Below are 18,173 nucleotides of genomic sequence, written 5' to 3'. Positions count from 1 at the left end.
GATAGGCGATGGCAGTGAGCTTTCCGGGTGGGCCGGCCGCGGCGCCGGGCCCTGACGATCCGCTGGCGCTGCTGTCGGCCTGTCACGGACGCATCGCGCGCCAATGCGCCACGCTGGCGCGGCTGGCGGCGCATCTGCCCGCGCACGGCAGCGACGCCGCGGCGCAAACTGCCGCCACCAGCGTGCGCCGGTATTTCGACACCGCAGCCGCGCATCACCACGAAGACGAGGAAGAGGACCTGTTCCCCGCCTTGATCGATTCCATGGCGGGATCGGACGCGGTGTGCCTGCACGCGCTGGTGGACGGCCTGATGGCCGATCACCGGCGGCTGGCCGGCCTGTGGGAACCCCTGCGCGAGACGCTGACCGAGATCGCGGCAGGGCGCCCGGCGCAACTGCCGGCGCAGCAGGTCCAGGCCTTCACCGAGGCCTACGACGCGCACATCCGGCGCGAAGAGGACGAGCTGCTGCCGATGGCGGCGCGGCTGATTCCTGACGATGCGCTGGCCGCGATCGGCCAGGCCATGAAGGCGCGCCGGGGCGGCGACGCGGGCTGATCCGCTGATTGCCGCGTTGCGTGGCCAAGGTCGAGCGTTTACCCTAGCCAGACCGGCGCGAGCGCCGATGCTCAGGGAACAAGACAGGATGATGCAGGGGGGAATGAACGTCGCGCGCCGGCTTTTCGGCTCGTGGGTGGATGACGTCAACCGGCTGACGCTGCGCGCCGATCTGGCTGCCGGCCTGCTGGGCGCGTTGCTGGTGCTGCCGCAGGGCGTTGCGTTTGCGACGCTGGCGGGCCTGCCGCCGGAGTACGGCCTGTATTCGGCCATCGTGCCCTGTGTGGTGGCGGCGTTGTTTGGCTCCAGCCGCCACGTGATGTCCGGGCCGACCAATGCGAATTCGCTGGCCCTCTTTGCCGTGCTGGCGCCGCTGGCGGCCGCGGGCAGCCCCGCTTACATTCAGCTTGCGCTTGCCGTGACCGTGCTGGTCGGGGTCATGCAGTGGCTGGTGGGCGTCTTGCGGCTGGGATCGCTGGCGCACTTCATATCGCCGTCGGCGTTGTTTGGCTTTACCAGCGGCGCGGCCGTGCTGATCGCGGTGCATGCGTTAAAGGATGCGCTGGGCCTGCCGTCGCCAGAAGCGCACGGCGCGGGGGCGGTGCTGGAAAGCGTGGCCACGCACCTCGGGCAGGTGCATCCGGGCGCCTTGCTGGTGACGCTGGTCACCCTGGTCACGGCCCTGGTGGCGCGTCGGCTGGACAAGCGCAAGCCTTACATGCTGCTGGGCCTGGCTGCGGGGACGTTCGCGGCATGGGTTTTCAACACGTGGGTCCTGGCCCCCGGCAGCGCGCCGGTTCCCGTGCTGGGCGCCATCGCGCAGCCGTGGCCGCCGTTTCATGTGCCCAGCGTGGACTGGCGCGCGCTTCCCGATCTGCTGAGCCTGGCGTTCGCGCTGACCATCGTGGCGTTGGCGCAGTCCATCTCCATTGCCAAGGCGGTGGCGTCGCGGTCGGGGCAGCGCATCGACGCGAACCGCGAGTTCGTGGGGCAGGGCTTGTCCAACGTCGTTGGCGGGTTCTTTTCCTGTTATCTGTCTTGCGGTTCGCTCAATCGGTCCATCCCCAACTTCGAGGCCGGCGCGAAGACGCCGCTGGCGTCGGTATTTTCGGCGTTGCTGCTGATGCTGCTGGTGGCGGTGTCCGCCCCGTTGCTGGCGTTGATTCCGCATGCCGCCATTTCGGGGTTGCTGCTGCTGGTGGCCTGGACGCTGCTGGACGTGCCGCGCTGGCGGCATCTGCTGCGCACGCAGCCCGGTGAATGCGCCATCGCCGGCGCGACGCTGGCCGCGACGATCGCCATTCGCATGGAGGTCGCAATCCTGTTGGGCACGGTGCTGTCGCTGATGGTGTATCTGCACCGCACGTCGCGGCCCGCGATGCGCACGATGGGTTTCGATTCACGCGGATTGGATCGCCGCTTCGTGGTGCTGGAGCACCAGCCCGACGCCTTGCCGGAGTGCCCGCAACTGAAGCTGCTGCGCATGGAGGGGTCGGTCTATTTCGGTGCGGCAGCGCACGTGGCGCAGCGGCTACATGACCTGCGCTCGGCGCCGGGCGCGCCGCGCCATCTGCTGGTGATGGCCAAGAGCATGAATTTCATCGACCTGGCCGGTGCGCAGGTCTGGGACGACGAGCTGGCGGCCCGGCGCGCGATGGGCGGCGACCTGTATTTCCACCGGCCTCGGCCCGAGGTGATGGACATGTGGCGCCGCACTGGATTCCTGGAGCGGCTGGGCGCCGATCACATCTTTCCGGACAAGGCGACGGCGTTGCATGCGATCTACGCCAAGCTGGACCGGAACATTTGCGCGGGATGCACGGCCCGGATTTTCTGGGAATGCCAGCCGGACAGCCCGCAGCGGGATGGTTGATGTGGCTGGCGTCGTCAGGCGCCTTGCGGCGCTTCGGTGCCCAGATAAGCGGCCTTGACCCGCTCGTCGGCCGCGATGGCCGCGGGGGCGCCTTCGGCCAGCAGGCCGCCGCGCACCAGCACCGCAATGCGGTCGGCGTGCTTGAACACGACATCCAGGCTGTGCTCCGTGAACAGGACGGCGATGCGCTGCGTGTCCGCCAACTGGCGGGTCAGGCGCATCAGCGCGTGGCGCTCGTTGGTGGCCATGCCGGCCGTGGGCTCGTCCATCAGCAACAGGCGCGGCTGATGCGCCAACGCCATCGCCAGTTCGACCCGTTTGACGTCGCCATAGGCCAGCGTGCCGCAGGCCTCGTCGGCCTTGTCCGCCATCTGCACCTGCGAAAGCAGGGTCCTGGCTTCGTCAACGGCGTGGTGCGCGGCGCGCCGCCACGGGTTAAAGAGCAGGCGGTCGCGCGACAGCAGGGCCGTCTGCACGTTTTCAATCACGGTCATCGAACGGAACGTCGCGGCAGTCTGGAAGCTGCGGCCCACGCCCAGCCGGCAGATCTTGCCGGCTGACAGGCCAACCAGCTCCTGCCCGTCCAGCCGCACCGAACCCGAATCCGGGCGCAATTGTCCGCCCAGCACGTTGAAGCAGGTCGACTTGCCCGCGCCGTTCGGGCCGATCAGGGCCAGCATGTGGCCGGCTTGCAAGTCGAAGGACACGTCGGCCAGCGCGTCGATGCCGCCGAAGGACTTGCGCAGGTGGCGCACCTGCAGCAGGGGAGCCGCCGTCGTCATGCGGACCTCCTGCGCAGCCGGGCCGCCGCGCCGGCCAGTCCCTCAGGGAAGGCCATGACCAGCGCCAGGATGGCCAGCCCCAGCACCGCGTGCCAGTATTCGGTGCTGCGCGCCGCGGCGTCCTGCAGCCAGGTGTAGGATGCCGCGCCGACGAGCGGACCGGCCAGCGTCTGGATGCCGCCCAGCAGCACCATGACCAGCCCGTCGACCGAGCGGCTTACCGCCAGCACGTCGGGCGCGATGCTGCCCTTCGAAAATGCATAAAGCGATCCGGCCAGGCCCGCGGCGAACGAGGCGGCCACGAAGCCCGCCCACTGGATGCGCCGTGTGTCCATGCCAAGCGCCTCGGCACGCAAGGCCGAATCGCGCACGCCGCGTAGCGCAAAGCCCAGCGGTGAAAACGCCAGCCGCCGCAGCCACCAGACGCCGGCCGCGCACAGCGCGAGCGTGACGTAATAGAACCACGGCCCCTGCGACAGCCATGCCGATGGCCACAAGCCCGTCAGCCCGTTGCTGCCGCCGGTCACGTCGTCCCATTGATAGGTGAGCGCCCAGAGGATCTGCGCGACGGCCAGCGTCAGCATGGCCAGGTACACCCCGGACAGGCGCACGCAGAACCAGCCGAACACCAATGCGCCCAAGGCCGCGGCAAATGGGCCGAGGAGCAGCGCCGCCTCCATGGGGATGGCGGCCAGTTTCAGGAGCAATGCCGCGCCGTAGGCGCCCAGCCCAAACCACGCGGCGTGGCCGAACGATGTCATGCCGGCCAGTCCGGTCAGAAAGTGCAGGCTGGCGGCAAACAGCGCGGCGATCAGGATCTCGGTCATCAGGATGCTGAGATAAGGCCAGTACAGCGTGGCGACGGGCACGAGGGCCAACATGGCCAGCAGCACGGCATAGGCCAGCCGCAGGCGGGGGCCGGCGGGGGCAATGGGGCGTTCGGGCGGGCCGGCGTGCGAGGCCGGTGCGGGCGGCTTGCCCATCAGGCCCCACGGCCGCACGACCAGCACCACGGCCATCACCGCGAATTCGGCCAGCAGCGTGAGCTTGGACAGGTTGAACACCCACGGGCCGATGGCCACCTGGCCCAGAAACACGAATAGCGCCTTGACCGAGCAGATGAGGACGGCCGCCAGGAAAGCGCCCGGTATGGATCCGAGCCCGCCCACGACCACCACCACGAAGGCGCTGGCGATGATTTCCAAATCCAGGCCCAAGGTGGCCGGTACGCGCGGCGCGGCCAGCGCGCCGCCCAGGCCCGCCAGGAAGGCGCCCAGCGTGAAGGCCGACGTGAACAGCCAGGCCTGGTTCACGCCAAGGGCCGCGAGCATCGTGCGGTTTTCGGCGGCAGCGCGCAGCAGCCGACCCCAGCGCGTGCGCATCAGCAGCAGCCACAGCAGACCCAGCACGACGGGGCCGGCGGCGATCAGCAGCAGGTCGTATTCGGGGTAGCGGCGGCCCAGAATCTGCACGGCGCCAGACAAGCCCGGTGCGCGGGCGGAGAACAGGTCTTCGGGGCCCCATACCGCCAGGGCCACATCCCCGATGATGAGGACCAGCGCAAAGGTGGCCAAAAGCTGGAAGAGTTCGGGCGCGCGGTACAGGCGCTTGAGCACCAGCAGCTCGGCCGCGGCGCCGATCAGGCCGGTCGCCAGCGCCGCCAGCAGCAGCCCGAACCAGTAGCCCGCGCCGCCGCCGAAGTAACTGGTGAAGGTCCAGGCCAGATACACGCCCAGCATGTAGAACGAGCCGTGCGCGAAGTTGACCACGCGCGTCACGCCAAAGATCAGCGACAGGCCCGCAGCGACCAGAAACAGCGCGCTGGCGTCGGCCAGGCCGTTGAGTAGCTGCAGCAGCAGCCCGGATACATTCATCAGCGGGCCGGCGCCGGCCGCATCTTGCGCACCTGCTCGTCAGGCGGCTGGAGCCGTGCGCCGTCGATGTAGGCAAAGTCCTTCATGATGCCCTTGCCGTCTTCGACCGCCGTCACGCCCACATAGACGCCCATCGTGGATTGATGGTCGATCTTGCGGTACTGGATGGGGCCATAGGGCGTGTCCACCTTCAGGCCGGCAAAGGCGTCGACGAGCTTTTCCGTGTCGACGGAACCGGCGGCCTTCAGGCCCTGCGCAATGGACATCAGGGACGCATAGCCGACCACGGAGCCGACCTTGGGCGTCTCGTTGAAGCGCTTTTTATAGGCCTCGACGAAGGTCTTGTTGGCCGGGGTGTCGATGGCGTACCAGGGGTAGCCGGTGACGATCCAGCCGGTTGGCGTGTCGGCGCCCAGCGGTTCCAGGTATTCGGGTTCGCCGGACAAGAGCGACACGACGGGCATGTTTTCAAACAGGCCGCGCGTGTTGCCTTCGCGCACGAAGCGGGTCAGGTCGGCGGCGAACAGCACGTTGAAGATGGCGTCGGGCTTGGCATCCGCCAGCGCCTGCACGACAGCGCCGGCATCCACCTTGCCCAGCGGCACGGCTTGTTCCGCGACGAATTCCACGTCGGATTGGAAGGACTGCATCATGGCCTTGAACGTGGCCACGGCGGACTGTCCGTATTCGTAATTGGGGTAGACGATGGCCCAGCGCTTCTTGCGCAGGGCGAGCGCCTTGGGGGCCAGCGCCGCCACGTGCATCCAGGTGGACGGACGCAGACGGTAGGTATAGCGGTTGCCCTCCTGCCAGGTGATCTTGTCGGTCAGCGGCTCGGCGGCCAGGAAGAAGACTTCTTGCTGCTTGGCGAAGTCGGTCAGCGCGAGACCCGTGTTGGACAGGAAGCCGCCAAACAGCAGCTCGACTTTTTCGCGTGCCAGCAGTTCCTGCGCGGCGCGGACCGAGTCGCCGGGATTGCCGTTGTCGTCGCGCGAGATGACCTCGAGCTTTCTGCCCAGCACGCCGCCCGCGGCGTTGACTTCTTCGAGCGCCAGCTGCCAGCCCTTCTTGTACGGACCCAGGAAGGCGGGAATGGCCTTGTAGCTGTTGATCTCGCCGATGCGAATCGGCGGTTCCTTGTCTTTCGCGGCGGCGGGGGAGGCCGGCGCCAGCGCAAGCGCGATGAGGGCGGGCGCAACGGCGCGGCGCAGCAGGGAGAGGCAGGGACGGATCATGGCGGGTGTTGTCGCAGCGTGAGAATGAATCGGCCTTGCGCGCGCGCCTTGGGCGCCGCGGGTGCGGCCTAATTGAAACATGGGCTTCGGCGCGGCGGCAAATGAATGCCGAGAAAATAACGGCAATAAAAAAGGCCCTGCATGACAGGGCCTTTTTTGCGGGATACCGGCTGAATTACTTCAGCTTGGTTTCCTTGTAGTCGACGTGCTTGCGAGCGACCGGATCAAATTTCTTGATCAGCATCTTCTCGGGCATGTTGCGCTTGTTCTTGGTGGTCGTGTAGAAATGACCCGTGCCGGCGGTCGACTCGAGCTTGATCTTTTCGCGGATACCTTTGGCCATGTCGTGCTCCTAGTATGTAGATTGGCGGGGCGGCCGATTAAGCCTGTTCGCCGCGGGCACGCATTTCGGCCAGCACGGCGTCGATGCCGTTCTTGTCGATCGTGCGGATGGCCTTGGCCGAAACACGCAGGCGAACCCAGCGGTTTTCGCTTTCAACCCAGAACCGGCGCGATTGCAGGTTGGGCAGGAAGCGGCGCTTGGTCTTGTTGTTCGCGTGCGAAACATTGTTGCCCACCATCGGGCCTTTGCCGGTCACTTGGCATACGCGTGCCATGGATGCACCTCTTTAGTGTCGTTCTTGCCGCGCATCGCTTGGGGGGTAGACGGGGGTTTAGCCGCCGGGCTGTGTGGGCTGCGCTGTGCGCTGCCTTGGCCGGCCACCCAGTCTTAGTGGATGAGGGGGAAAGTGATTTCACCCCAGTGCTTATACCCGCTGCCTGCCACCCGCTTGAATTCACACTTGAATTCACAACACGCGGTTGGGGGTCAGAGTGCTGAACTACAAAGCATAGTAGTCCTGCACGGGAAACTTCATGTGAAGACCGCGATTCTAATACGGAATTCCCAAGTAAATCAAGCCAAAGGGCTACGACGTGTGCGAACGCGCCACACGGCCGGCTGTCCAGGACAGGCACGCGCAGGCTGCCAGGGTGGTCGTCAGGGGCAGGGCGGTGTCGGCCTGCCACGCGCTGACCACAAAGCCGGCGAGGGCGCCGCAGGACAGTTGAAGCGTCCCCAATAGCGCCGAGGCGGCGCCCAGCCGCTTGCCCTGGTCCGACAGCGCGAGCGCCGCCGAGTTGGGGTTCACGAAGCCCTGGCTGCCCATGTAGGCGATCAGGCACAGCATCAGCAGCGGCAGCGTCATCAGACCGGCCAGTGTCAGGGCGACGGCGACGAGGCTGGCGCAGGCCAGCGTGACCAGCGCGCGGCGCTGCAATTGGCGCGGCGTGCAGGTGCGCAGCAGGCGGGCGCTGATTTGCGAGCAGATGATGAGCGACAGCGCGTTGGTGCCGAACAGCAGACCGTAGTACTGCGGCGGCACGCCGTAGAGTTCGATGAAGACCCGCGGCGAACCGATGATGTAGGCGAACATGCCCGCCTGCCCGAAACCGCCCGCCAGGCTGTGCGACATGAAACCGCGGTGCGCGAAGAGGCCGCGATAGTTCTGCAGGATGGTGCTCCAGCGCAGCGGCACCACGCGGTCCGGCGTGAGCGATTCCTTCATGATCATGATGACCGCGGCCATCAGCATCGCGCCGCCCGCCAGCATCACCCAGAACAGGCTGCGCCACGAGGTAATGGCCAGCAGCTGGCCGCCGATCAGCGGCGCGAGGATGGGCGCGAGGCCCATGATGAGCATCAGCAGCGACATCGCGCGCGCGGCTTCGTGGGTTTCGTAATGGTCGCGGATGACCGCGCGCGGGATCACGATGCCGGCTGCGCCGCCCATCGCCTGCACGACACGCCAACCGGTCAGGGCTTCGACCGAACCCGACAGCGCGCAGCCCAGCGAGGCGATCATGAACAGCGTCAGGCCCACCAGCAGCGGCGGCTTGCGGCCGTAGCGGTCCGCCATCGGGCCGTAGAACACCTGCGCCAGCGCCAGGCCGATCAGGTACGCCGCCAACGTGCGCTCGACATCGCCGCGGGCGACGCCAAGGTTCGCCGCGATGGTGGGGAACGCGGGCAGGTACATGTCGATGGCGAACGGGCCGATGGCCGTCAGCGCGCCCATGAGAATGAGCCAACCGGGCAGGCTGCTGCGGGAGGTTTGCATTGGGGGCATGTAGATCGCGGTAAAACGCAGAGACAGGGCGCGTGGCAGTGCAGAGGCTGTATTGGCCGCGCCAAGCCGGGGACTTTATCATGGTCGGGCTTACAGGAAGATTGCGGGCATTTTCCGTTAGCGTTCCTGGTGTCCCTATGCATCCGGAGGATAAGCCGTGAATCCTTTGCTATCAGTCGTGGAGCGCAAACTTCAGGCGTTGCCTGTCCCCGTCCAGCTCGTGCTGCCCGATGGCGCCGTGCTCGGTCCACCCGATCCGCGCGTGCGGTTCGTGACGCATGACAAGACCGCGCTGGCGCATCTGGCCGAAGGGGAGGTTGGGGTGCTGGGCCAGGACTATGTCGAAGGCCGCATCGATATCGAGGGCAGCATGCGCGATGTGATGGCGGCGGCCGCGGCACTGCTGCCCGGTTCGCCGATGGACGCGGCGCGCGGCGGCTGGCTGACCGACCTGGTGCGCAAGGTGATGTCGGTGTGGCGCCATTCCATCGAACGCGACGCTCGGCAGATCGAATTCCATTACGACCTGTCCGACGACTTCTACGCGCTGTGGCTGGATCCGCGCCGCGTGTATTCCTGCGCGTACTACCGCGAGCCTGGCATGGCGCTGGCCCAGGCGCAGGAGGCCAAGCTGGATCACATCTGCCGCAAGCTGCGCCTGGCGGCGGGCGAGCGATTCCTGGATGTGGGCGCGGGGTGGGGCGGGCTGCTGCTGTGGGCGGCCGAACACTACGGCGTGGACGCCACGGGCATCACGCTGTCGCGCAACCAGCATGCGCACGTCAGCCGGCTGATCCAGGAAAAAGGCTTGTCCGACCGCGTGCGCATCGAGCTGCTGGATTACCGCAAGCTGGACGCGTCGCAGCCTTACGACAAGATTGCGTCGGTGGGCATGTTCGAGCACGTGGGCCGCGCGCAACTGGAAAGCTACTTCGCCACGCTGCGGCGTCTGCTCAAGCCGGGCGGGCTCATCATGAACCACGGCATCACCGCCGCCGGCGTGGACAACGCGGAACTCGGCAATGGCATGGGCGAGTTCATCGAGAAGTACATCTTCCCGGGCGGCGAACTGACTCACGTCAGCGTCGTGATGCAGACATTGGCCAACGGCGGCCTGGAAGACCTGGACGTGGAGAACCTGCGCCCGCACTACGCGCGCACGCTGTGGGCGTGGAGCGATCGGCTGGAGGCGCGGTTGCCGGAGGCGGCGCGCATTCTGGGGGGCGACCAGGGCGAGCGCTCGCTGCGCGCCTACCGGCTGTACCTGGCCGGCAGCGCGATGGCCTTCGAGCATGGGTGGATCGCGCTGCATCAGATCCTTGCGCAGCATCCCGCGACGGGACGCGCGGACGAGCTGGACGGGCCCGCCGATCTGTCGTATCCGTGGCGGCGGGACTATATGTATGGAGAATCTTCCGGGCAATGATGGCCGGAACAAAGCGCGTCACTCCAGTGATTTGCAAATCGCCGATCCGTCGTTCGTGACGGCGGGCCAGCGGCATACCATCGAACTTTCCATTGCAAGCAATCACAGCAGGGGGTTCCATGACTGGCAAACACGCGGCGCCGCAAGGCAGCGCCAATTCGGGCTACGAGGCGGATGTGCTGGTCATCGGCGGCGGTCCCGCCGGGACCTGGGCCGCGGTCTGCGCCGCCCAGGCCGGCGCAAGCGTCATCCTGGCGGACAAAGGCTATTGCGGATCGTCCGGCGCCACGGCGGCGGCCGGCACCGCGGTGTGGTACGTCGATCCCGATCCGCAGAAGCGCGCCGCCGCGATGGCCAGCCGCTACGACATGGGCGGCCGGCTGGCGGACCACGGCTGGATGGGCCGCGTGCTGGACCGGACGTGGGACGGCATCAATACCCTGGCGGACTGGGGCTATCCCTTTCCGGTGGATGCCGACGGCGTGTCGCGCCGCAATTCGCTGCAAGGTCCGGAATACATGCGCTTGATGCGCAAGCAGGTCAAGCAGGCCGGCGGCAAAATTCTCGATCATCACCCGGTGCTGGAACTGCTGCGCGATGAGCACGGCGCGGTCGCCGGCGCGGCGGGCGTGGACCGCCAGCGGGGCGGTGCGTGGTCGGTGCGCGCGGGGGCGGTCGTCATCGCCACGGGCGGTTGCGCCTTCCTGAGCCGGGCCTTGGGCTGCAACGTGCTGACCGGAGACGGCCTGCTGATGGCGGCCGAATTGGGCGCGGAGCTGTCGGGCATGGAGTTTTCCAATGCCTACGGCATCTCGCCGGAATTCGGCTCGGTGACCAAGACGCTGTTCTATAGCTGGGCGACCTTCACCGACGCCGATGGTGTGCCGATTCCGGGCGCGGCGTCCAAGGGTGGGCGCTCGGTCATCGCGCGCGAACTGCTGCGCCAGAAGGTCTACGCGCGCCTGGATCAGGCCGACGAGGCCACGCGGCAGGCGATGCGCGCCGCCCAACCGAACTTCTTCCTGCCATTTGACCGCAGCGGCATCGACCCGTTTACGCAGCGCTTTCCCGTGACGTTGCGCCTGGAGGGCACCGTGCGCGGCACGGGTGGCCTGCGGCTGGCGGGGCCGGATTGTTCGACCACTGTGCCGGGGCTGTACGCCGCTGGTGATGCCGCAACGCGCGAGCCCATCTGCGGCGGCTTTACCGGAGGCGGCAGCCACAACGCCGCCTGGGCCATTTCGTCGGGGTCCTGGGCCGGCGCCGGCGCGGCCGGCCATGCGCTGGCCGCGCGCGGCCGCGGACGTACCGCCATCGCGGCGGGGGCCGCGGGCCTGCGCGGAAACGGCGCGCGCGCCGCGGATGCGGCCGCGCTGGTCAAGGCGGTGCAGGACGAGGTCATGCCGTTCGAGCGGAACTATTTCAGGACAGCGGATGTGCTGGAGCCGTCGGTCGCCCGGCTGGACACGCAGTGGCACGCCTTGCGATCTGCGGCGCCCGCGGCCGCGGTGGATCTGCTGGCCACACGCGAGGCGGCGGCCATGCTGGCCACGTCGCGCTGGATGTACCGCAGCGCGCTCGCCCGCCGCGAGACGCGCGGCATGCACAAACGCTACGACTATCTGGAACAGGACGCCGCGCAATACCATCACCTGAGCGCTGGCGGGCTGGATGAGGTGTGGGTGCGGCCGCGCGCGGTGGACGGGGGCGGCGTGCAATCCACAACGCAATCCGTGCCGCAATCCGCACCGCAAACGAGGCTGGCGGCATGATCGAGCTCATCAGCGACAGCCGTTGCACCGGCTGCAACATCTGCGTCCGGGTGTGCCCGGTCAACGTGTTCGACATCGTGGAAGGCGCTGCGCCGGTCATCGCGCGGCAGGACGCCTGTCAGACCTGCTTCATGTGCGAGGCGTGGTGCCCCGAAGACGCCATGTACGTGTCGCCTCAGGCCGATGCGCCTGCGCCGGTGGCCGAAGACGACCTGGTGCGGGCCGGATTGCTGGGCAGCTACCGGCGTCAGATCGGCTGGAACCGCGAATCGCGCGATCTGCGTGCGGCGGACCAGTCATTCAAGCTGCTGGGGGGCGGGCCGGCGCGTTAGTCCGGCTGGTTCGTCAGCGGGTTTCCCGCCGCAGGCGTTGCGCCAGACGCGCGGCCAGGGGCGCCGCCCGCGCGCGCAGCGCGGGCACCGAGGTCACTTCCCAGAACACGCCCCGCGTGGGCAGCCCCAGCGCAAACAGCGCGGGCGTCTGCCGTGCGTCGGCGGCGGGGACTTCGCCGTCCGCCGTCACGTGCAGCCCCAATCCCAAATCGTTGATCCGCGCGTGGCCGTCGCGCAGCAGACCCGCGATCAGCGGGTCGTTGCGCAGCGCGATGCGCTCGTCGGGACCGGTCGCGTTGATAACCCAGTCCGCCGTGATGGCAGATACGGGCTGGCCGGCGCGTTGCAGCGTGACGTGCAGCCGTTCGTTCTCCGTGGCGGCCGACAGGATGCGCGCCGCGGTGCGGCGTAGCTGGCCGCTGTCTTGCGCGGCTTGCAGCCGGGCGAGGGCCGCGGGATCGGCGCGATGGCGGAACACCATCCAATACGGGCGTACATGGCGCAGAAAGCGCGCGCGGTCGGCCAGCGTCAGGCCGTCCCATAGCGCGTCCGCCTGGCGCAGCACGGCATCCATGGTGGGTTGCCACGGACGGGAGTCGGCCAGATCGGCCCCGATGGCGCCGCGCACCGCGCGGTAGAGATCGCGCAGGACTGGTGGATCGCGGCACGGATCGAACAGGAATGGGCGCGGCGCGGCCGGATTGGCAGGCAAGGTCTCGGGCTGCGGAAGCAGGGCCCGACGCGACACCAGATGGATGCGGCCGCAGTGGCCGGTGTGCAGCAGTTCAAGCGCGGCGTCCACGCCGCTGGCGCCCGATCCGGCGATCAGGACCTCATCATGCTTGCCGATGCGCGACAGCGACCGGGCAGGCCACGGGTTGCCGATGCTGCGCGGATGGCTTGCCAAACCCGGCAGCGGACGCGGCAGCGCGTTGCCTTGGCACAGCGCCACGGATCGGGCGCTGTGCCGCTGGCCGTTGTCCAGCAGCAGCTCCCAGCGCGCGGCGGCGCCCGGCTTGGCCCGAAGGGCCTGCACCCGGGCGCTCACCAGCTGGACGTGACCGGCGCGCACCGCGTCGAACAGGTGCGCGGACAGCCACTGGCCGTACACGTCGCGCTCGACGTACCGGTGGCCGTGCGACTGCGCCGTGCCGCCATCGCGGTCGGCCAGCCATTGCAGAAAGCCGTCGGCAGCGTCCGCATGCCAGCCGCCCATCTTGTGTGCCGGCACGTTCAGGCGGTGCCAAGGCGAGGTCGCGCTATACGCCGCGCCGCGGCCGAAAGCGCCCGCGCCGTCGTACAGCGTCACACGGATGCCGTGCAATCTTGCCAAGTGCAAGGCCAGCAACGTGCCCGCAGCGCCGCCACCGACGATCGCCACCGGTGCAATCGAAGCCGGTGAATGCGAAGCGGACGAAGTCGAATCTTGCGCTGTCGATGCCGGCAACGCCGAATTGCGCGTCACGATGAAATCGCGCCCGGCTCGCCGTGCACGATGTGCCCGCCCACGATGGTCATCGTGCATCGCACCTCCCGCCAGGCCGCGGCCGGCAACTGCATCGGGTCCTGATCCAGCACCGCCAGATCGGCGGCAAATCCCGGCGCGAGCGGGCCCTTCCAGTCTTCGTCGAAACTCAGCCGCGCGCCGGCCACGGTGAACGCGCGCAGCGCGTCGCGGGCCGAGAGCGCCTGGCCAGCGCCAATGACGCGGCCCGTCAGCCGCTCCTGCCGAACGCCCGCCACCCACAGCGTGTGGAACGGGTCGTAAGGAATGTTGTCGGTCGCCAGCGATACGTCGAGTCCCAGCGCCAGCATGTCGGCATGCGGCACCACGCCTTCGCCGCCGTCGGGCTCGTCCAGGTAGGCCGCGCCGCCTTTCCACAGGAAATACGTGGGAATGGTCGTGACCAGCACGTCCAGCGCCTTGAGCGCCTTCAGGTCGTCAATGCGCGACCGGGCGATGTGCTGCACGACCCAGCGACGGCCGGCCAGCGGGAACCGGGCGTTGACCTCGCGCAGCACCGGCACAACTTCGTGCAGTTTGCCCGAGACGATGACGTTGACGCGCAGGTCATGTTCGGCCGCCAAGAGGCACAGGGCCCGGAAGTCCGACGGGGTGACGGCCTGTTCGACGAAGCCGGACCAGCCGGTGTCCGGCAGGTTGGCGCGCGCGCAGCAGGCCACGACGGGATCGCCGCCGTAGGCGATATGGATGCCGCTGACCCGGAACCACGGGTCGCCCAGGCCGCGTCCGCGCGCGGTGGCCAGCCAGTCGCGCATGGCGCGCGCCGCTTCGGCCAGATCGTTCCACGCGGGGCTGACGACCAGCGTGGAACGCATGGTCAGCTCGCCGTCTTCCCAAAGCTTGCGGTAGACAGAAATCGTCTCGGGCGCGCAGCCGTGGCCCTCGTAGATGCTGGTGGTTCCCTTGGCGTGATAAAGCTGCTGCGAGATACGCAGGCCCTTCAGCCGGTCGGCAAAGCCAAAGCGCGGCACGTCGGGCAGCAGGTCGAATTCGACGGCGGGGCGGGCGTTGCGCTCGACGATGCTGCCGTTCAGTTCGCCGGCGGCGTCGCGGCCCAGTTCGATGCCGCTGCAGCGCGGCTGCGATGCCGGCGTCAGGCCATTGCGCGCCAGCGCAAGGCTGTTGAGTGCGCCGCTGCCGGGCGGCTTGCCCCAGTTGCCGAAGGGCGCGGGGATGTAGACGGGGTGGTCGGGCGCGGCGGCGTCCAGTTCCCGCCGGCTGGGCAGGCGGCCTTCCGCCAACTGCGCCGCGCCGCCAAAGAAATAGGGCGGCGTGCCTACGGGCATGGTGACGATGTAGTCGCCGGGCGGCGTGGACCGCGCCTGCTCGCGCACCACCTGCAACACGTCTGCAACGCTGCGCGCATGGGCCAGCGAGGGGCGCAGGGTCTTCAACCCCTCGCGCTCCATGTGGGCATGGCTGTCGTTGATGCCGGGGATAACCGTCGCGCCCTGCAGGTCCAGCACCTGCGCATTGCCGTCGGCCAGCGCCAGCGCTTGCTCGTCGTAGGCCGCGATCCGGCCGTTTGCCAGCGCGATGGCATGGGCCGACGGGCGGGCGTCATGAAACGTGTGGATGCGCGCGTTGCGCAGCACCAGCGTGCGGGGTGCGGTCCGCTTTTGAAAAAGGCTCATGTCAGGAGGCGCTTTGATACCAGGGGAAGAGCCGGCGCGCTGCCCACACGAATAGCCGGTCCGCCAGGAAGCCGAAAGTGCCCAGCAGCACGAGGCCAATGAACATGATCTCCACCTGGAAAAGCTGATGGCCCAGCGACATCATGTAGGCGATGCCACGGGTCGAACCGGAAAGTTCGGCCGCCACCAGCACGATCAGCGACACGGCGATGGCCTGGCGCACGCCGGCCAGGATGAAGGGCAGGGCGGCGGGCAGGATGACGAGAAAGAGCGTGCGCAGCCTGCCGGCGCCCAGCGCCGCCGCCGATCGCAGGTACACGATGTTGGTGTCGCGCACGCCGATGAAGGTGGTGATCCAGATGGGAAAGAACGCGCCCCACGCGATCAGCGCGATCTTGGGCAGCTCGCCGATGCCGAACCACAGCACCGCCAGCGGCACGACCGCAAGCGACGGCACCGAGCGAAAGCCGTGCAGCACGGGCTCGCTCAGGTGATGCAGGAATGCGATGCGTGCCGTCAGAATGCCGGCGGTGATGCCGAGGACCAGCGCGATGGCAAATCCTGCCGCGGCCCGCGTGAGGCTGGCCGTGATATGCCCGGCCAGCTCGCCCGATTCGATCAGCGGCAATGCGGCCTGCAGCACGCGTGACGGCGGCGGAAACAGCGCCGGCTTCATCCAAGAGAATACGTGCGGGATGGCTTCCCACCCCAACAGAAACAGCGCGATGCCGGCCAGGTTCAACAGCAGCCGGCGGCGGCGCCGGGCGCGTTTAGATCGCGCGTGCGCCTGTTGAAAGCGGTCGGCCAGTTCCGCACGCGCGGGCGGCGCATCGCCGCTGGCCGTGTGATCTCCCCGGACGGGAACATCGGCGGTAATTTCGGCCACGGACTCGCGGCGCAGGGTCAATGAGCTCATGCTGCCTGCCTTTGGGCGCCGGCCGCCAGCGCGGCCTCGATCCGGTTGTAGTGTTGAGCGAATTCAATGGACCCGCGCTGCCGCGGGTAGTCCAGGCCAATGGGGATGTCGTCGCTGATCGTGCCCGGATGCGGCGCCATGACGACGACGCGTTGCGCCAGGAAAATCGCCTCGTCGATGTTGTGGGTGACGAACACCACCGACACGCCGGTCTCCTGCCACAGCCGCAGCAGGTCCTTTTGCAGCGCGGCGCGAGTCATCGCGTCGACGGCGGCGAACGGCTCGTCCATCAACAGGACTTTCGGTTCGACGACCAGGGACCGCGCTACCGCAATGCGCTGCCGCATGCCGCCGGACAGTTCGTGCGGATAGCGGTCCGCGGACGCGGCCAGACCCACGCGCTCCAGCGCCGCCAGTGCGCGGTGGCGGCGTTGCGGCGCGGCGACCGATTGCGCGCGCAGACCGAACTCCACGTTCTGCCGGGCCGTCATCCACGGAAAGAGCGCATATTCCTGAAACACCACGCCGCGTTCGGGACCGGGGCGTTCGACTTGTTCGCCATGGAACCGGACCGCGCCGTCGGTGGGCTGCAGAAACCCCGCCAGCAGGTGCAGCAGCGTCGTCTTGCCGCAGCCAGAGGGGCCGATCAGGCACGTGAATTCGCCGGCCGCCAGGTCCAGCGACACCTCGTGCAGCGCCTGCGCGGGCGCGTTGCCGCGCGTGGCAAAGAACTGCGACACGCGCTGGAATTCGATCAGGGCGCCCATGGCGTCACGCCAGTTTGACGCGGTCGGGCGCGGCGGCCGACAACGGCGTGTCCTTGATCGCGGCGCGGAACAGCGCGCGCAGGTCGCCGGCGGGCGCGGGCGCCAGCTTGGCGTCGATAGCCCACTTGGCCTGATTCACCAGGTCGTCCACGAAGCTGTCGTCGAATCCCACCTTGAACTCGAACACCGAGGTGGCCTGCTTGACCTCCGCGGGCGTGCTGCGGATGCGTGTGGCGATCAAATCGGGCCACGCCGGGTCCTGCGCTATGCGCTTTTCGGCGTCGAGCAACGCCCCGATGGCGTCCTTGACCAGCGCCTGGCGCGTATCCAGCGTGTTCTGGTTGACCAGCAGCAACTGGTGGCTGCGGAAGAATTTTTCGTAGCCGTCCTGCGTCAGGAAGAAGGCCTTGCCGCCGCTTTGGCGCAGCGCCGCGTTGCCGGCCTGCGCGGTCCAGGAAAACGCGTCGATGTCGCCGCGCACCAGCGCGCCGATGAGATCGGTGGGCGCCAGATTCACCTGCGTGATGTCGCTGGCGGACAGCTTTGCGAATTCCAGGTACTTGGCCAACGCGTACTGGCCCGATGTACCGGCCGGCGTGCCGATCTTCTTGCCCTTCAGGCTGGCGGGCTTGTCTGCGGCGATGCCGCTGCCTTCGCGCGCCACGATCTTCATGTCGTACGAGTAGCGGCTGAAATTGGCCAGGATGCCGGGCTTCAGGCCCTGCAACACGGCAAAGACCAGCGGCGTATCCGTGGTGGTGGAGAAGTTGGCCGAGCCGGCCAGCAGGGCCTGCATCGAGTCCCGACCCGTGGGGAAATCCAGCACCTTCAGATCCACGTTGCGCGCCTTCCAGTAGCCCGCGCTTTCGGCGACGAACGGCAGGGCCCACGTGTAGCCCGCGCTGCCGGAGGCCAGCGTGGCCTGCTCGCGGGATTGGGCGAACGTCACGCCGGGCAGCGCGCCCGCAGCGCCTGCGGCCGCCACCGAGCCGATATGGAACAACAGACGCCGGCGCGCGGCGTCGATCGAAGGCAGCTTCTTGTACGAACTCATGATTCCAAACCCCGATATGCATGTGAAATAGCTTGGGCTCATGCTACGGAGCGAAGGCTGCGCCGACAAAGAATATCTGGACATATGCTTGTTTCCTTCGGCCGCGCTGGGGCTTGCGGCTTGGGCATTGCGGCTGCGCCAAGGGGCCTGCCAGCGGCGCTATTTGGATAGCAGAAATAGTTCGTTCCGCCGCCGCGCGCGCGTTGCTAGGATCGCCGGTCAACCTACGTCGCCACCCCACGTTGCCACCATATGTCGCCACCCTAGGCAGCGTATGACGCGGCGTGGCGAACCCAC

The 18,173-nt window shown here is 68.0% G+C and carries 16 protein-coding genes; 5 read left to right on the top strand and 11 right to left on the bottom strand.

Going from position 1 to position 18,173, the window contains the following annotated elements; genetic code table 11:
* The first annotated feature begins 8 nt into the window (after nt 1-8).
* Together CLM73_RS20835 and CLM73_RS20830 are read left to right on the top strand one after the other, a co-directional pair.
* Nucleotides 9-557 carry a hemerythrin domain-containing protein gene (locus tag CLM73_RS20835; protein WP_105240056.1) on the top strand — a complete coding sequence of 183 codons (549 nt, stop codon included), beginning with the start codon at nt 9-11 and terminating at the stop codon, nt 555-557.
* 103 nt (nt 558-660) lie between these two features.
* On the top strand, nt 661-2,430 hold the full coding sequence (locus tag CLM73_RS20830; protein ID WP_105240055.1) for a SulP family inorganic anion transporter: 1,770 nt from the start codon (nt 661-663) through the stop codon (nt 2,428-2,430).
* A gap of 14 nt (nt 2,431-2,444) precedes the next feature.
* On the opposite strand, the gene CLM73_RS20825 is transcribed toward CLM73_RS20830, so the two are convergent.
* The 6 genes from CLM73_RS20825 to CLM73_RS20800 form a co-directional block, all read right to left on the bottom strand.
* Nucleotides 2,445-3,212: an ABC transporter ATP-binding protein gene (locus CLM73_RS20825; protein ID WP_105240054.1), complete on the bottom strand. Its 768-nt coding sequence runs from the start codon at nt 3,210-3,212 to the stop codon at nt 2,445-2,447.
* Nucleotides 3,209-5,086, bottom strand: a complete 1,878-nt coding sequence (locus CLM73_RS20820; protein WP_105240053.1) for an ABC transporter permease — start codon at nt 5,084-5,086, stop codon at nt 3,209-3,211. Before CLM73_RS20820 ends, CLM73_RS20825 begins: the two co-directional genes overlap by 4 nt.
* Nucleotides 5,086-6,321, bottom strand: coding sequence for an ABC transporter substrate-binding protein (locus tag CLM73_RS20815; RefSeq protein ID WP_105240052.1), 1,236 nt, complete (start codon nt 6,319-6,321; stop codon nt 5,086-5,088). Before CLM73_RS20815 ends, CLM73_RS20820 begins: the two co-directional genes overlap by 1 nt.
* Nucleotides 6,322-6,496: 175 nt before the next feature.
* Nucleotides 6,497-6,664 carry a 50S ribosomal protein L33 gene (gene rpmG / locus CLM73_RS20810; protein ID WP_003810296.1) on the bottom strand — a complete coding sequence of 56 codons (168 nt, stop codon included), beginning with the start codon at nt 6,662-6,664 and terminating at the stop codon, nt 6,497-6,499.
* A 37-nt stretch (nt 6,665-6,701) separates the two neighbouring features.
* Nucleotides 6,702-6,938 (bottom strand): 50S ribosomal protein L28, encoded by a 237-nt coding sequence (gene rpmB / locus CLM73_RS20805; RefSeq protein ID WP_056564075.1) that lies wholly within the window; start codon nt 6,936-6,938, stop codon nt 6,702-6,704.
* A 312-nt stretch (nt 6,939-7,250) separates the two neighbouring features.
* Complete coding sequence (locus CLM73_RS20800; protein WP_234015918.1) at nt 7,251-8,399, bottom strand: Bcr/CflA family multidrug efflux MFS transporter; 1,149 nt, start codon at nt 8,397-8,399, stop codon at nt 7,251-7,253.
* Nucleotides 8,400-8,607: 208 nt separating this feature from the next.
* Between CLM73_RS20800 and CLM73_RS20795 the strand changes: the two genes are divergently transcribed.
* From CLM73_RS20795 to CLM73_RS20785, 3 genes are all read left to right on the top strand, one after another.
* Complete coding sequence (locus CLM73_RS20795) at nt 8,608-9,876, top strand: class I SAM-dependent methyltransferase (protein ID WP_105240050.1); 1,269 nt, start codon at nt 8,608-8,610, stop codon at nt 9,874-9,876.
* A 119-nt stretch (nt 9,877-9,995) separates the two neighbouring features.
* Complete coding sequence (locus CLM73_RS20790; protein WP_105240049.1) at nt 9,996-11,648, top strand: FAD-dependent oxidoreductase; 1,653 nt, start codon at nt 9,996-9,998, stop codon at nt 11,646-11,648.
* Complete coding sequence (locus tag CLM73_RS20785) at nt 11,645-11,980, top strand: 4Fe-4S dicluster domain-containing protein (protein WP_105240048.1); 336 nt, start codon at nt 11,645-11,647, stop codon at nt 11,978-11,980. Before CLM73_RS20790 ends, CLM73_RS20785 begins: the two co-directional genes overlap by 4 nt.
* Before the next feature lie 13 nt (nt 11,981-11,993).
* Here the strand turns inward: CLM73_RS20785 and CLM73_RS20780 are convergent, their stop codons facing one another.
* From CLM73_RS20780 to CLM73_RS20760, 5 genes are all read right to left on the bottom strand, one after another.
* Nucleotides 11,994-13,361 (bottom strand): FAD/NAD(P)-binding protein, encoded by a 1,368-nt coding sequence (locus CLM73_RS20780; protein ID WP_158685910.1) that lies wholly within the window; start codon nt 13,359-13,361, stop codon nt 11,994-11,996.
* A gap of 80 nt (nt 13,362-13,441) precedes the next feature.
* A complete protein-coding gene (locus CLM73_RS20775) occupies nt 13,442-15,139 on the bottom strand; it encodes an amidohydrolase (RefSeq protein ID WP_199778180.1) in 1,698 nt (565 codons plus the stop codon).
* Nucleotide 15,140: 1 nt separating this feature from the next.
* Nucleotides 15,141-16,055 carry an ABC transporter permease gene (locus CLM73_RS20770; protein ID WP_105240046.1) on the bottom strand — a complete coding sequence of 305 codons (915 nt, stop codon included), beginning with the start codon at nt 16,053-16,055 and terminating at the stop codon, nt 15,141-15,143.
* Complete coding sequence (locus tag CLM73_RS20765) at nt 16,052-16,822, bottom strand: ABC transporter ATP-binding protein (protein WP_105240045.1); 771 nt, start codon at nt 16,820-16,822, stop codon at nt 16,052-16,054. Before CLM73_RS20765 ends, CLM73_RS20770 begins: the two co-directional genes overlap by 4 nt.
* A 4-nt stretch (nt 16,823-16,826) precedes the next feature.
* Nucleotides 16,827-17,876, bottom strand: coding sequence for an ABC transporter substrate-binding protein (locus CLM73_RS20760; protein ID WP_105240044.1), 1,050 nt, complete (start codon nt 17,874-17,876; stop codon nt 16,827-16,829).
* Nucleotides 17,877-18,173 lie beyond the last annotated feature (297 nt).

The organism is Achromobacter spanius (assembly GCF_002966795.1).
GTDB lineage: Bacteria > Pseudomonadota > Gammaproteobacteria > Burkholderiales > Burkholderiaceae_B > Achromobacter > Achromobacter spanius_D.
Note: the sequence above shows the minus strand (reverse complement) of the source record. Positions and strands in the feature narration are given on the sequence as shown.